Origin of the sequence: Cellulosimicrobium funkei, assembly GCF_001019615.1 — a bacterium.
GTDB classification, from domain to species: Bacteria; Actinomycetota; Actinomycetes; order Actinomycetales; family Cellulomonadaceae; genus Cellulosimicrobium; species Cellulosimicrobium cellulans_E.
In genome coordinates this window covers 155,168-169,862 of sequence record NZ_JNBQ01000001.1, presented here as the reverse complement: position 1 = coordinate 169,862, position 14,695 = coordinate 155,168, and the positions used below count along the sequence as shown (strand labels likewise).

Here is a 14,695-nt window from a genome sequence, read left to right as displayed (position 1 = left end):
AGCCCGCGGTCCCGACGAGGCCGGGTCAGCCCCCCGAGCGCAGCGCCGCGACGTGCGCCGCGCGCTGGCGCCGGCTGCTGTCGACGTGCGCCTCCGCCAGGGCGGCGGCACGCTCGCCGTCCCGCGACGCGACCGCCTCGAACAGCTCCGCGTGCTCCTCGGTCACGTGCGCGAGGTCGTCGTGCTGCGACAGCGCCCAGCGCACGCGGCTGCGGATGCCCTGCATCATGTCGCGCAGGAGCTGGTTGTCGGCGAGGTCGGTCACGATCTCGTGGAAATCGGCCGCGGACCGGCGCGACCCGACGCTGTCGGCGGTGCGCGCCCCTTCCTGCTCGCTCGCGAGCGCGCTCCGCAGCCGGTCCAGCCCCTCCGGGCCGTGCCGCTGGGCCGCGAGGCGGAACGCGAGCGGCTCCAGCACCTCGCGGACCTCGTCGAGGTCGGCGAGGTCGGCGTCGGAGAACTCCCGCACCACGGCCCACGTGTGGGGCCGCAGCACGACGAGCCCCTCCCCCTCGAGCGCCTTGAGCGCGTCGCGCACGGGGATCCGGCTCACGCCGAAGTCGGCCGCGAGGTCCCGCTCGACCAGCCGGGAACCCGGGCGTCGCACCCCGTCGAGGATCTCGTCGCGCAGCGTCGCTGCGACCCGGGCGGACTCCAGCACTCGCTCCTCGGCTCCGGACACCGGTCGATTCTCCCACCGCGCCCGACGCGCGCACGCGGGTGCGGAGGGTGGGCGCCCCCGGGTGCGCGCTCGCTCCCCGTGCCGTGGAGAGCGCCCGGCATCCGTGCGAGGGTGGAGGGACACGCGTCGAACGAGGGAGTTCCGATGTCGAGCACCACCCGTCCCCCCGTCCTCCGCCGGGCGCACCGCGCTCGCCTCGCAGGGGCGGCCGCGCTCGCCGTCGGGGTCGCCCTCGCGGCGCCGGCCGCGGCGGTCGTGCCCGCGGCACCGGGGACCACGGCCGCCGAGGCACCGACGGCCCTGACCGCCGCGCCCGACGACGGGTACGACGTGATCTTCGACGGCACCGCCGAGTCGTTCGACGCCTGGGAGTACGCGGGCGACGGCGGGTTCGACCTGCTCGACGACGGCACGATCCGCTCCCGGGCGGGCGCGGGCGGCGGGTTCGGCACCCTCTGGTACCCGGTCCGGCAGTACGGCGACTTCTCGCTCGTCGTGCAGTTCCGCGACGACGCGCCCGGGGACGCGCGCGCCAACAGCGGCGTGCAGGTCCGGTTCCCCGACCTGTCCGGCCCCGTCGAGGGGTGCCCGACGACGTTCAACGGCAACGAGACGGGCAACCTCTCGTGGATCGCGGTCAACTGCGGGCACGAGATCCAGGTCAACGACTCCCCCGAGGGCGGGTCGAACGACCCCCGCAAGACCGGGTCGGTCTACGGGTTCGCCGACATCGGCCTCGACCGCGCGCGCCCCACCGCCAAGGGCACGTGGAACGAGCTGGAGGTGCGCGTCGTCGGGCAGCACTACACGGTGATCCGGGACGGGGTCGTCATCAACGAGTACGAGAACCTGCCCGGCGTCCCGTTCCCCGACCGCCCGCTCGACCCGGACTCGAGCAGCCGCGGCCTCGTCGGGTACGTCGGTCTCCAGGCGCACGGGTCCGCGCCCGACGTCGTGTCGTACCGCGACGTCCGGATCCGGGAGCTCCCGCCCGTCCACGTCGAGGTGGACGCGCGGTGCCTGGCGGGGACGGCGCACCTCGCCGTGCGCGCGCTGAACGTCGGCGAGGACGCCGTGGACGTCACGCTCGGCACCGCCGCGGGCGAGCGTTCGTTCGCCGACGTCCAGCCGGGCCGCAACGCGTACCAGTCGTTCAGCACGCGGGCCTCGTCGGTCGAGCCGGGCACGGCCACGCTGACGGTCGCGACCGACGACGGCCCGACCGTCGTCGAGACGCCGTACGCCGGGATCGACTGCGGCTGACCGGCCCGGGCGGGGGCGCCCGCCCCGGCGTGGCGGTCAGCCGGCGAGCTCCTGGAAGGTCCGGACGCCGCTGATCGCACCCAGGATGAACCCGAGGGCCGTGCACGCGATCGCGATCCCCAGCGCGATCTTCGCCGTCTTCTCGTTCCGGCGGACCGCGATCGCGGAGAAGACGATCGCGAGCACGCCGAAGACGATCGGCAGGAAGAACACCGCGATCGGGCTGAACACGTACGCGAGGATCGTGCGCCACGTCATCGGCTGCGGGCCGACGGGTGCGTACGCGCCGTAGCCCGGCTGACCGCCGTAGCCCGGCTGACCGTAGGGCGCGCCGTACGGCTGCTGGCCCTGCGGCGGGTACGGCGCCCCGTAGGGCTGCTGGCCCTGCGGCGGGTACGGCGCCGCGGGAGGAGCCTGCGGCGCCATCTGCCCGTAGGCCGGCTGGTGCTGCTCGGGCTGCGCGGGCTGGCCGTAGGCGGGCTGGCCCTGGCCGTACGGCGCCTGCGCGCCGTAGGGCCCGGGCGCGGACGGCTGCCCGTAGGCGGGCTGGCCCTGCCCGTACGGCCCGGGGGCCTGCGGGGGCTGCTGGGCGTCGCCGCCCGGGTGCTGCTGGTACGGAGGCTGGCTCACGGCGTGTTCCTTCGTCGCGGGTGGCGCCGTCCCGACGGCGGCGTGGTCCGAAGGCTAGCGCCTCGGGCCCCCGCGCGGGGCCACGCCCCGGGACGGCGAGCTGTCGCGGTCCTACGACCCCGCGGGCACCGTGACCTCGACGAACCCTGCGTCACCCAGGTCGCCCGTCGCGACGACGACGCCGCGCTCGCGGTAGTCACCCGCCCGCGGGGTCGTGGGGACGTCGACGAGCGAGCCGAGGTCGGATCCCGCGCGGACCCGGACGCCCTGGCCGGGCTCGGCGACCCGGTAGACGACGCGGCGCGTCCGCCCGGCGAGCTCGAGGTCGACGGCGAGCCCGTCCGCCGTCGCGGGCAGCACGGGGTCGACGACGAGGGTCCCCGGCTGCTCCGTGAGCCCGAGCACGCCCTGCACGAGCTGACGCAGGTAGATGCCGGGCCCGCTGGAGTAGACGCGCCAGCCGCCGCGCACGCCCACGGTCCCGTCGCGCAGCCGGTCGAAGTCGCGCGCGAAGCTCTGGCGGTCCGGGAAGTCGGCGTCGCTCGACGAGAAGTACGCGTTGCGCTGGCGCGGCGCGGCGTGCGCGAGGCGGCGGCCCAGGTCGACGGGGCTGATGCGCAACAGCTCGTCGAGCGCGCGGCCGCGGCCGAGGGCCGCGAGGGCCTCGACGTAGCGGATGTGCGCGTGCACGTACATGAGACCGATCTCGCGTCCGACGTTCGCCGCCTGCTCGGCCCGCAGGAACGTGTGCGGGATCCCCTCGTCGAACGCGGCGGGGTGGTCCATCAGGCGCACGCCGTCGGGGAAGTGGAGGTGCTCGACCACGAGGCGCTCGTGCTGCTCCGCCTCCTCCGGCGTGAGGATGCCCGCGATGATCGACTGCGTCATGGGGATGAGGCGGTAGCGCATCCCGGACACGGTGTCGGACGGGTGGATGACGAGCTCGTCGCCGTCGGCGCCGTGGCGCACGTACCCGGCCATGACGCCGTCGACGAGCGCGCGCTCGCGCAGGTCGGCGCGCACCTCGGCGGCCAGGGCCCCGGCGCGCGCCGAGAGGGCGGCGTGGTCGTCGCTGCCGGACGTGGTGCGGGCGAGCAGCTCGGCGGCCTGCACGAGCAGCGCGGACGTCCACGTGGACGCGAGGTCCGTGCGCATGCGCGGGTCGGCGGGCTGGAGCGTGTCGTCCCAGTCGCCCTCGCCGTACGCGGGCAGGGCGGTGCCGGGCAGGCGGTCGCGGTCGAGGTGGTCGAGCAGGCGCGCGACGTGGTCGCGCACGGTCGCCGCGGCGTCGGGCCCCGACGCGGCGGGGCGCCGGTGCGCGTGGTCCCAGAACGGGACCGGCTCGTCGAGCACCGCGAGGTCGCCGCTCGCGTCGAGGTACTGCGCGAGCGCGAACAGCGGCCACACCACGACGTCGCCGTGCGAGGAGTCGTTGTAGCGCTCGCCGTACGCGTCGAACATGAACCACTGCGGGAACTCGCCCCACGTGTGCTGGTGGGCGAGGACGCGCAGCACGATCGCCCGCGCGACGTCGTACCGTCCGCCCGCGAGCGCGAGCTCGAACGGCCCCTGGCACACGTCGCGCGTGCCCCACGCCGCGCCCGAGTACTGCTCGAGCCCGTGCGGCACGAGGAAGTGGATCAGGGCGTCGTGCGCGTACCAGGGCACGAGGAGGTCGAGCTCCTGCGTCTCGAGCGCCGCGTGCGGCGCGAACCGCAGGCCGCGCACGACCCCGCGGACGGTCGCGAGGTGGCCCGCGAGCGTCGCGTCGAGGTCGGCGAGCGGGTCGTGGGTCGACGCGGCGAGGGCGAGCGCGGCGTCGGCACCGTCCAGCGAACCGGTGATCGCGAGCCGGAGCGCGCCGGTGTCGCTCGCGCTCGTGAGGCGGTGCGCGGTCCCGGTGGAGGCGCGCGCGGAGCTCTCGGAGTCGAGCGCGACGGGCGCGCTCGACGCCACGACGTACCGCAGGTCGGGGTAGTGCGCGTCGACGTCGCCGCCCGGGACGGGGTGCACGACGACGGCCTCGCCGGCGTCCGACGTCGGGGCCACGTGCTCGACGACCCAGCCGCCGGCCTCGTCGTCGAGCTCGAGGGTCGCGGTGACGTGGAGGGGGCGCTCGCAGCGCACGTCCACGTCGATGCGGTTCTCGCGGTCGTGCGCGACGGTCCGCACGTCGACGCGGCCGAGCGCCGTCACGTAGACCCAGCGGACGCCGCCGACGTCGAGGACGAGCGCGGAGGGCAGCCCGAGCAGCCGGGGCCCGCGGCCGTCGTCGACGAGGACCCGCAGGCCGCTGCTGCGCAGCAGGTTGAGGTGGTGCCGGTGCACGGTCGCGAGGCGGTTCGCCGTCGTGTTGCCGAGCACGACGTGCGACGCGAAGACGCCCGGCGCGAACGCCGTCGTGGAGAGGACGTCGTCCGTCGGGAGCACGTCGTCGCCCGCCTTGAGCACGTGCCCGTGCGAGCGCTCGGTGACGGTGTCCTTGCGCGTGTCGACGACGTGCGTCCCCGCCGCGGTGAAGAACGAGAGGAGCGTGCCGTCGGCGTCGCGCTCGGGCAGGAGCACGTCGTCGGCGCCGAGCCCGACCGCCGCGAGCAGGTCGGCCTCGCCGAGCTCGTCGCCCGCGAGGAGCGGGGCGTCGCGCAGCACGGACGCGCTCCGCGGCAGCGGGGTGGTCGAGCGCTCGTCGGCGGCGGCGGTGACCGCGGCTGCCGCCCAGCCGGCCACCTCGTCGAGGTGCGCGGCGAGCGGTCCGGGCGCGTCGGGGTCGACGACGGTGACCGCGTGCACGCGGGCCGTCCCGCCCGACAGGTCGAGGGGGCGGGACACGAGGGTCGGCATCGCGTACTCGTACTGGAGCACCCCGGCGTCCACGGTCCCGAGCAGACCGTGCGGGACGCCGTCGCGCCGCGACCGGGGCGTGAAGACCTGGAGCGAGTCCGTGAGGTGCGCGACGGCGCCCTCGACGAGGAACGCCACGGCGAGCGGGAGGCGCGGCTGGGCGGACATGGTCTGCCGGCTGACGAGCACGGTGCCCGCGTCGGGGTGCTCCATCGCGCGGTGCAGCAGGTACTGGCACACGTACGGCTCGCTCGACAGCGCCGCCGCGGGCGGCGCGAGCGCGAGATCCTGCGCGTGCACGACGTCGTAGCGCGCGTCCGCCGGCGTGCTCGCGCCCGCCGTGAGGTCGACGCGCCAGACGAGCGTGCGCCCGTCGAGCGTCAGCGCGACGCGCGTGGCGAGCCCGAGCGCCTCGCCCGACCACACGACGCGGTCGGTGCCGACCTCGACCGACGTCACCGCGGGCGCCGAGCCGGTGAGCCGCGCGACCTCGACCGTGCCGTCCGCGCGGGTCGCGCGCAGCAGGACGCCACCGGGCATACGGTCGTGCTCGCCCGGCAGGTACTGGTTGACGAGCAGGCCGCCCGTGCTGACGGCGCGCACGTCGCCGCCGCCGGTGAGCTCGACGGTCAGGTCGCCCGAGGCGAGCGTCGCGCCCTCGAGGGTGGTCGTGCCTGCGGGGCTGGCGGTGAGGGTCACGCGGTCTCCTGCTCGGTGGTGCGGGGCGCGGGCGCTGCGGGGGCCGAGCCCTCGGGGCGCAGCAGCGCGAGGAACTGGTCGAAGAGGGCGACCATGTCGACGTTGTCAGGGTCCAGCAGCCACTGGAGCTGGAGGCCGTCCATGACGGCGGAGAAGAGCTGGCCGATCGCCTGCGGGTCGACCTCGGGGCGCAGCTCGCCGCGCGCGACGGCGTCCTGGAAGCGCGTGTCGTCCTGGTGGCGCAGGGCGCGGTAACGGTCGCGCACGACGTCGTGGGCCGGGTGGGCGGCGTCCGTCGCCTCGGCGGCGACCACCACGTGGAGCGAGACGAGACCGGGCGTCTCGGCGTTGCGCCGGACCTGGTCGCGGATGGTCGTGAGGAGGTCCGCGCCCGCGGCCTCGTCCTCGGTGCGCCGCACGAGGTCGCGCCGGTCGCGCTCCTCGAGCGTCGCGGTCAGGAGGCCCGCCTTGCTGCCGAAGTGGTGCAGGAGCCCGGCCTCGGAGATGCCGACGCGCGCCGCGATCTCGCGCAGCGAGCTGCCGCGGAAGCCCTGCTCGCCGAACACCTCGACGGCCGTGCGCAGGATCTCGCGACGGCGCTGCTCGCCCCGGACGATGCGTCGGTCGGGCAGCCCCGCCGCCGTCGTGCCGCGCGTCGCGGTCGTCGTCGTCGCTCGGCTCGCCACGCCCCCTGCCGTCCCCGTCGTGGCGCCGCCACCTGCGGAGTCGCTCTCGTTCATCACCGTCTCCTTCGCCAGTCCCTCGGCGCCAACGGTACGGCCTGGACGCCCCGGTTGAAAATACTAACCGAGCGCACGCTAAGGTAGTTTCCACAGCGGCTCACACCAGACGAGCCGACTGCTCGATGAGGAGGATTGCTCATGAAGCTCGGACGCAAGGCGGTCGCCATCGGCGTCGTCGGACTCCTGGCCCTGACCGCGTGCGGTCGCGCGGACGACGACTCGACGGGTGGCGAGAGCGCCGCCGGGTCCACCACGACGGTCGACGACTCGCCCGCGGAGGGCGACATCACGATCTGGGCGATGGGTGAGGAGGGCGAGAAGCTGCCCGACTTCGTCCAGGGCTTCACGGAGGAGAACCCCGACGCGAACGTCGAGGTCACCACGATCCCGTGGGCCGACGTCATGACGAAGTTCCAGACCGCCGTCGCCGCGGGCACCGTGCCCGACGCGATCATGATCGGCTCGTCCTTCATGCCGACGATGGTCGCCACCGGCGGCCTCGCGCCCGTCCCGGACGGCCTCGTCGACAGCGCGGACTTCGTCGAGGGCGCCGCGGCCTCGACCGTCGCGGACGGCGTCGACTACGGCGTGCCGTGGTACGTCGAGACCCGCGTCCTGTACTACCGCTCCGACCTGGCCAAGGCGGCCGGGGTCGAGGCGCCCACGTCGTGGGAGGAGCTCACGTCGTTCGCCGAGGCGATGAAGGCCAACGGCTCGACCTACGGCCTCCAGCTCCCGATGGGCGACGCCGAGGACTCCACGCAGGTCATCCTGCCGTTCTACTCGCAGGCCGGCGGCTCGGTCCTCAACGAGGCGGGCGACGCGTTCGACCTCGACAACCAGGCGATGGTCGACGCGCTCGACTACTACGCGTCCTTCTTCACCGAGGGCCTGTCGCCGCTGTCCGGCTACGGCGACTCGCAGAACAGCGCGTTCGTCGACGGCTCCGACCCGGCCTTCATCTCCGGCCCGTGGATGGTCAACGTGCTCGCCGACCTCCAGGGCGAGGACTGGGTCGAGCAGAACGTCGCCACCGTCCCGGTGCCTGCGGGCTCCGCGAACAACGACTCCTACATCGGCGGCGCCCACCTCGGCGTGTTCGCCGAGGCCAAGAACGCCGACGGCGCCTGGAAGCTCGTGCGCTGGCTCGCCCAGCCCGAGACGCAGCAGGCCTGGTTCGACGCCACGAGCGACCTCCCCGCCCTCACCACCGCGTGGGACTACGAGCCGCTGACGTCCAACCCCCGCACCCAGGTGCTCCAGGAGCAGCTCGAGAACACGATCGCCCCGCCGACCGTGCCGAGCTGGGACGAGCTCTCCGCGACGATCGAGACCGAGGCCGAGAAGGTCGCGAACGGTCAGGTCACGTCCGAGGACGCCGCCAAGGCGATCCAGGCCAAGGCCGACACGCTCGGGCTCGGCTGGTAACAGGGCCCGTCAGTCATGACCACCACCACCGAGGGACGGCGCCGGCGTACGGCCGGCGCCGTCCACCGGCGACGGCAAGCGCTCGTCGCCTGGCTGTTCGCTCTCCCGTTCGTCGCGGTCTTCGCGGTCTTCATGCTGGGGCCGCTGCTCGCGTCGTTCGGGATGTCGTTCTCGGACCTCACGATCCGTGACATCAAGACACCGTTCGCGGTGAACTTCGTCGGGCTCGAGAACTTCACCGGCGTCTTCCAGGACGAGCTGTTCCGCAAGGCGCTGCTCAACACCTTCTACTTCGTCCTCGTCGGCATCCCGCTGACGATGGTGCTCGGGCTCGCACTCGCCGTCGCGCTCAACTCGGGCATCGAGAAGTTCCGCAGCGTCTTCCGCGTCGGCTTCTACACGCCCGTCGTGACGTCGATCGTCGCCGTGGCGGTCGTCTGGCGGTTCATCCTCCAGGACTCCGGCCTCGTCAACACCGTGCTCGGCTGGGTCGGCATCGACGGCCCGGACTGGCTCAACGACAGCGCGACGGCGATGCCGTCGATCATCGTCATGGCGGCCTGGCGCAACATGGGCACGCTCATGATCATCTTCCTGGCCGGCCTCCAGGCGATCCCGCGCGACGTCTACGAGGCCGCCGAGGTCGACGGCGCCGGCTCGTGGCGGCGCTTCCGCTCCATCACGGTCCCGCTCATGCGCCCGACGCTGCTGCTCGGCGCGGTGCTGCTGTCGGTCGGCTTCCTCCAGGTGTTCGAGGAGCCCTTCGTCATGACCAAGGGCGGCCCGGTCAACTCGACGCTGACCATCAGCTACTACGTCTACAACCAGTTCGGGTACGGCAACTACGCGTTCGCCTCCGCAGCCGCGTACGTGCTCTTCGCGCTGATCGCCGCGCTGGCCGCCGTCCAGTTCCGCCTGCTGCGGTCGAAGGAGGATTGACATGACCGTCACGTCCTCGCGGACCACCCCCGCGACGTCGACCCCGGAGGGCGCGCCCCGCCGTCGGGCGCGGCGCCCGATCCGCTGGTCGCGCGGCGCCACGTACGCCGCGCTCGTCGTCGGGCTGCTCCTGACCCTCATGCCGTTCATCTGGATGGCCCTCGGCAGCTTCAAGACGCAGGGCGAGCTCCTCCAGCGACCCATCACGTGGTGGCCGCAGAACCCGACGCTCGACAACTACGAGCGGTGGCTCTCCCAGCTCAACTACGGGCAGTACTTCACCAACTCGATCGTCGTCGCCGTCGTCGTGGTGCTCGGCAACATCATCTTCTGCTCGATGGTCGGCTACGCCCTCGCGAAGATGCAGTTCCCCGGCAAGAAGGTGCTGTTCGCGCTCGTCATGCTCACGCTCATGGTCCCGGGCGTCGTCACGCTCGTGCCGATGTTCGTGCTCGTGTCCAACATGGGGCTCGTCAACACCTACCCGGCGCTCATCCTGCCGTTCCTCGCCGGTCCGCTCGGCGTGTTCCTCATGCGGCAGTTCATGCTCGGCATCCCGGACGCGCTCATCGAGGCCGCCCGGATCGACGGGGCGGGCGAGTTCCGGGTCTTCTTCCGGATCGTGCTGCCCCAGTGCGGGCCGCCGCTCGCGACGCTGAGCATCCTCACGTTCCTCGGGTCGTGGAACAACTTCCTCTGGCCCCTGGTCGTCGCGCAGACCGAGAACATGTACACCCTCCCGGTCGCGCTCTCGCTGTACTCGGTCGGCTCGAACGGCACCTACTACGGCCTGCTCATGGCCGGGTCCGTGCTCGTCGTGACGCCGATCCTCATCCTGTTCCTGTTCCTGCAGCGCTACTTCGTGCAGGGCATCGCCATGACCGGCATCAAGTGACCGGCGACCGACGAGGAGAGCCTGTGTCGATCACCTTCCCCGAGTCCTTCCTCTGGGGCGCCTCGACGGCGGCCCACCAGATCGAGGGCAACAACGTCAACAGCGACTGGTGGGCGCGCGAGGTCGACCCGGCCTCGACCCTCGCCGAGCCGTCGGGCGACGCCGCCGACTCCTACCACCGGTACGCCGAGGACATCCGGCTGCTGGCCGAGTCCGGGCTCACCGCGTACCGGTTCTCGATCGAGTGGGCGCGCATCGAGCCGGCCGAGGGCCGCTTCTCGCGGGCCGAGGTCGACCACTACCGCCGCATGATCGACTGCTGCCTCGAGCACGGGGTCACGCCGCTCGTCACGCTGCACCACTTCACGTCGCCGCGCTGGTTCGCGGAGGACGGCGGCTGGACCGACCCGCGGTCCGTCGAGCGGTTCGCGCGGTACGTCGAGCACGTCCTGCCGCTGCTCGACCGCGCGTCGCACGTGTTCACCATCAACGAGCCGAACATCCTCGCGATGATGATCACGGCCGCCAAGGGCGCCGAGCAGCTCCAGGCCGGCACGATGCACGCGCCCGACCCGGTCGCGACCGAGCACCTCATCGCCGCGCACCGCCGGGCCGTCGAGCTCGTCCGGACCGTCGGGGTGCCCGTCGGATGGCCGGTCGCGCCCCAGCAGTTCTTCGCCGACCCGGGCGCCGAGGAGGTCCTGCGCGAGTACGCCTACCCGCGCGAGACGGTCTTCCTGGAAGCCGCGAAGGGCGACGACTTCATCGCCGTCCAGGCCTACACGCGCACGCGCATCACGGTGGACGGCCCACTGCCCGCCCCGGAGGACTCCGAGAAGACGCTCACCGGGTGGGAGTACTACCCGGCCGCCATCGCCGAGGCCGCGCGCCTCGGGCACGAGATCACCGGCCTGCCGGTCCTCGTCTCCGAGAACGGCATCGCGACGGCGGACGACGCACGCCGCATCGACTACACGCGCGACGCCCTGCGCGCGCTGCACGCCGAGATGGAGGCGGGCCTCCCGCTGTTCGGCTACCTGCACTGGTCGCTGCTCGACAACTACGAGTGGGGCTCGTTCGCCCCGACGTTCGGGCTCGTCGGGTGGGACCCGGAGACGTTCGAGCGCACCCCCAAGCCGAGCCTCGGCTGGCTCGGCGGCGTCGCGCGCGGCACCGTCTCGCTCGACGACTGACCGCACGCACGACGGCCCGGTCCGGACCTCTCGGTCCCGGGCCGGGCCGTCGTCGTCCCCGGGGCTCGTCCCCGCACTGGTTCCGGGGCGTCACGACGATCCGAGCGTCGAGAACCCCCGGCCGGAACTCGGCCGGGCCACAGCACGGAAGGAGGGATCCGATGGCAGCGTCGCCGCCCGGACGGTCGTCGGTCCCGCTGGCCCGCATCGCGGCCGACGCCGGGGTCTCCGTCCCGACGGTGTCGAAGGTGCTCAACGCGCGGCCCGACGTCGCGGCGACGACGCGCGAGCGCGTCGCGGCCGTCCTGCGCCGGCACGGCTACGAGATCCGGCCCCGCACGGCGAAGCGGACCGGCCTCGTCGACGTCCGCATCGTCGACTTCGAGGGGCCGTGGTCCGAGGCGGTCGTGCGCGGCGCGGTCGCCGAGGCACGGCGTCGAGGGCTCGACGTCGTGCTGTCGGTGGAGCTGGACCCCGACGACTGCGGCGCGTGGGTCCGGCACGCGCTCGCCCGCGGCACGGACGGGCTCGTGAGCGTGGTCGCCGTGCCCGACGCCGAGGCGCGTGCCACGCTGGCCGAGGCGGGCGTGCCGCTCGTCGTCGTCGACCCGCGCCGGCTCCCGCCCGAGGACGTCCTCAGCGTCGGAGCCGCGAACTACCAGGGCGCGCTCGAGGCGACGGCGCACCTGCTCGCCCAGGGGCACCGGCGCGTCGCGACGATCACCGGCGTTCCCGAGCAGGACAACGCGATCGCGCGGCTCGCCGGCTATCGCGCCGCGATGATCCGCGCGGGCGTCCCCGTCGACGACGACCTGGTCTGCCTGAGCACGTACGGCGTGCCCGCGGGCTATGAGGGGGTCCAGCGGCTCCTCGCCCTCGACGAGCCGCCGACCGCGATCTTCGCATGCAGCGACGACACGGCCCTCGGCGCGCTGCGGGCGCTGCGCGAGGCCGGGCTGTCGGTGCCGCGCGACGTCTCGCTCGTCGGGTTCGACGACCTGCCCGTCGCGGCGTGGACCGACCCGCCGCTCACCACCGTCCGCCAGCCGCTCGTCGAGATGGGCGCCTCGGCCGTGGAGCTCGTGCACCGCGCGCGCACCGCGAGCGGGCACACGCTGCGCACCGAGCTCGCGACGAGCCTCGTCGTCCGCGAGTCCACGGCTCCCCCGCGCTCGTGAGGGGACCTGACGCGTCCCTGAGCATCCGAGCACCTGAGCCGCTCAGGGCGCGGCGGACGGGAGAGGCACGGTCCGCGCCCCTCCCGTCATCGTGTGCCGGTCAGCCGGTCAGCCGGTCAGCCGCAGGAGATCCCCGGGTAGCGGTAGGACAGCTCCTGGGTCGTCGACCCGTCCGCGGACGTGACCGTCACCGTCGCGGTGCCGGACGGGATCTCCGCCGTGCGCGCCGCGAACGACTGGTAGGTGCTGCGGTGCGGGACGACGTCGCCGAACGACCGCGTCCCGTAGGGCGTGGCGAGCGTGACGTCCGCGCGACCGTCCCCCGTGCTCGTCGCCCGGACCGCGACGGCCGCGCGGTGCCCCACGCAGCGCGCCTGGACCTGGACGTCGGCCCCCACACCGGGCGTGAGGTCGGCCGTGGCCGAGAACGTCTCCGCCTCCATGAGCGGCCGCAGGCGCTGCTCGAGCTCGTCGTCGACGAAGTAGTCCTTGAGGCGCGAGTCGTCGAGGACGTTGCCGATCGCGGCGACGATCATCGCCTGGTCGAGCGACAGGTAGCGCTCGGCGACCGTGCCCGACCGCACGGCGACGGAGTCGTAGAAACCGCCCGGCCCGTAGGCGCCGAGGTCGTCGGCCAGGTGGGCCAGGTTGTCGAGCACGCCGTCCGTGTCGTACGCGAGGCCGAGGAACGACGCGTGCGGCGTCACGACGCCGTCGCCGAACTCCGGCGCAGGGTTGGTCGCCTCGCGGCAGCCCTCGAACCCGAGGTCGACGTCGGTTTCGCCGTCGGACAGGTAGCCGTCCGAGCGCAGCCCGATCGCGTCGACGCCGTACTCCGCGTACCCGCCGAAGGGGTTGCTCGCGGGCGAGAAGCCCCAGGCCCCGTACCCGGCCTCGTCGAGCCCGTGCTCCTTGTGCGCGCGGACGACGAGCGGGTGGTTGACGCCCCACGACGTCGGGCCCCACTCCGCCTCGGGCACCAGCATGTCCGGCATGAGCGCCTCGAACATCGAGCCGCCCCAGCCCGGCACGACCGCGAGGTCGCGGTACCGGTACGCGCCCTCGAAGACCGGGACGCCGAGGTACTCGCGCGTCTCGCCGATCGGCTTCTGCTCCTGCCAGGACCAGTCGCACGTGTCCGGGAAGGTCCGGTAGCTCGCGTAGTACGCCTCCGGGGGCACCTCGCCCTCCGCGATGCCGAGGTAGGTCGCGATGCGCGTCTCCGAGACCGTCGTGTCGTAGTGGTGGCACGTGTAGAACACGTCCGTGCCCGTGCCGAGGTAGTCGCCGGCAACCGAGCAGCCGGGCGGCTCCTCGTCCCAGAACCCGCCGCGCAGCAGCCCGACGCCCAGGTCGGGGCGCGCCTCCGGGTTGTAGAACGCACCGAAGTGCATGTCGTCGTAGATCGCGCGAGCCTCCTCGGCGAGGCTCGGCTCCGCCTCCGCGACGACTCGCAGGCCCGCGGCCAGCCAGCCGTTGTCCACCGAGCTGAGGAACTGGTGGACGACATCGCCGCTGTCCGGCCACGTCTCGACCCGGTCGCCCGTCGCCGGGTCGTACCAGTTGTAGAACATGCCGCTCGCGTCGTGCCGGTCGAGCGAGGCGAGCGTTCCGAGCGTCGTCGCGAGGCGGTCGTGCGCCTCGGCGTCGTCCACCAGGCCGAGGTCGCGCGCGACGACCGTGGACCAGAGCCAGCCACCGATGTTCGTCGGCGACGTGTACGCGCTGCTCGACGCCGGGTCCAGGTCGCCCTCGATGTTGTCCGCGGGCAGGCCGGTCTCCTCGTCCGTCATGGCGACCAGCGAGGTGTACGTGTCCTCGAGGTAGGTCTCCAGCGTCGCGCGCTGCGCGCCGGTCAGACCGGACGGCCCGACGCCGGGCTCCGCCTTCGCGGGGACGCTCGCCGCCGGGACGCTCTCCGCCGCAGCGGGGGCGGCGAGACCGGCCGCGAGGGCCAGCCCGCCGACGAGTCCGCCCGCGACGAGCGCGGCTCCCCGCCGGCGGGGCGGATCGCTCCGGTGGGGCGTGGTCGATGCATCCATCAGGCACTCCTTCGTGTCGTGACCCCCGAAATTTCGGGCGCAACTTTCCGAACGGGGGCGCAGAGGGTAGCCCGGGTGCCGGAGCAGGTCAACGGGTCACGACACGGGCAGCGAGGCCTCGCGCGACCCGTGGGACGACGCGCCTGGACGACGCGCGCTGGG

Annotated in this window: 11 protein-coding genes; 6 read left to right on the top strand and 5 right to left on the bottom strand. The window is 73.6% G+C overall.

Features of this window, described 5'->3' with window-relative positions:
• Positions 1-25: 25 nt before the first annotated feature.
• Positions 26-682: a GntR family transcriptional regulator gene (locus tag FB00_RS00740; RefSeq protein WP_047230923.1), complete on the bottom strand. Its 657-nt coding sequence runs from the start codon at positions 680-682 to the stop codon at positions 26-28.
• Between the two features lie 144 nt (positions 683-826).
• Between FB00_RS00740 and FB00_RS22555 the strand changes: the two genes are divergently transcribed.
• Positions 827-1,945, top strand: a complete 1,119-nt coding sequence (locus tag FB00_RS22555) for a 3-keto-disaccharide hydrolase (RefSeq protein WP_231581653.1) — start codon at positions 827-829, stop codon at positions 1,943-1,945.
• 36 nt (positions 1,946-1,981) lie between these two features.
• On the opposite strand, the gene FB00_RS20795 is transcribed toward FB00_RS22555, so the two are convergent.
• The 3 genes from FB00_RS20795 to FB00_RS00720 form a co-directional block, all read right to left on the bottom strand.
• Positions 1,982-2,575, bottom strand: coding sequence for a hypothetical protein (locus FB00_RS20795; RefSeq protein ID WP_052877328.1), 594 nt, complete (start codon positions 2,573-2,575; stop codon positions 1,982-1,984).
• A gap of 111 nt (positions 2,576-2,686) precedes the next feature.
• Positions 2,687-6,115 carry a GH36-type glycosyl hydrolase domain-containing protein gene (locus FB00_RS00725; protein WP_047230922.1) on the bottom strand — a complete coding sequence of 1,143 codons (3,429 nt, stop codon included), beginning with the start codon at positions 6,113-6,115 and terminating at the stop codon, positions 2,687-2,689.
• Positions 6,112-6,855 (bottom strand): TetR/AcrR family transcriptional regulator, encoded by a 744-nt coding sequence (locus tag FB00_RS00720; protein WP_082140827.1) that lies wholly within the window; start codon positions 6,853-6,855, stop codon positions 6,112-6,114. Before FB00_RS00720 ends, FB00_RS00725 begins: the two co-directional genes overlap by 4 nt.
• Before the next feature lie 141 nt (positions 6,856-6,996).
• Here FB00_RS00720 and FB00_RS00715 point away from each other — a divergent pair, with 141 nt between their 5' ends.
• The 5 genes from FB00_RS00715 to FB00_RS00695 all read left to right on the top strand — a co-directional run bounded on the left by FB00_RS00715 (position 6,997) and on the right by FB00_RS00695 (position 12,491).
• Positions 6,997-8,286 (top strand): extracellular solute-binding protein, encoded by a 1,290-nt coding sequence (locus tag FB00_RS00715; protein WP_047230921.1) that lies wholly within the window; start codon positions 6,997-6,999, stop codon positions 8,284-8,286.
• Between the two features lie 15 nt (positions 8,287-8,301).
• Positions 8,302-9,225 carry a carbohydrate ABC transporter permease gene (locus FB00_RS00710; RefSeq protein WP_047230920.1) on the top strand — a complete coding sequence of 308 codons (924 nt, stop codon included), beginning with the start codon at positions 8,302-8,304 and terminating at the stop codon, positions 9,223-9,225.
• A 1-nt stretch (position 9,226) separates the two neighbouring features.
• Entirely contained in the window at positions 9,227-10,120 is an 894-nt protein-coding gene (locus tag FB00_RS00705; protein WP_047230919.1) for a carbohydrate ABC transporter permease, read from the top strand.
• A 23-nt stretch (positions 10,121-10,143) separates the two neighbouring features.
• Positions 10,144-11,313 carry a glycoside hydrolase family 1 protein gene (locus FB00_RS00700; RefSeq protein WP_047230918.1) on the top strand — a complete coding sequence of 390 codons (1,170 nt, stop codon included), beginning with the start codon at positions 10,144-10,146 and terminating at the stop codon, positions 11,311-11,313.
• Positions 11,314-11,474: 161 nt separating this feature from the next.
• Complete coding sequence (locus FB00_RS00695) at positions 11,475-12,491, top strand: LacI family DNA-binding transcriptional regulator (protein WP_047230917.1); 1,017 nt, start codon at positions 11,475-11,477, stop codon at positions 12,489-12,491.
• Between the two features lie 116 nt (positions 12,492-12,607).
• Here FB00_RS00695 and FB00_RS00690 read toward each other — a convergent pair whose 3' ends face one another.
• Positions 12,608-14,533: a glucoamylase family protein gene (locus FB00_RS00690; protein WP_156186243.1), complete on the bottom strand. Its 1,926-nt coding sequence runs from the start codon at positions 14,531-14,533 to the stop codon at positions 12,608-12,610.
• Positions 14,534-14,695: the final 162 nt, after the last annotated feature.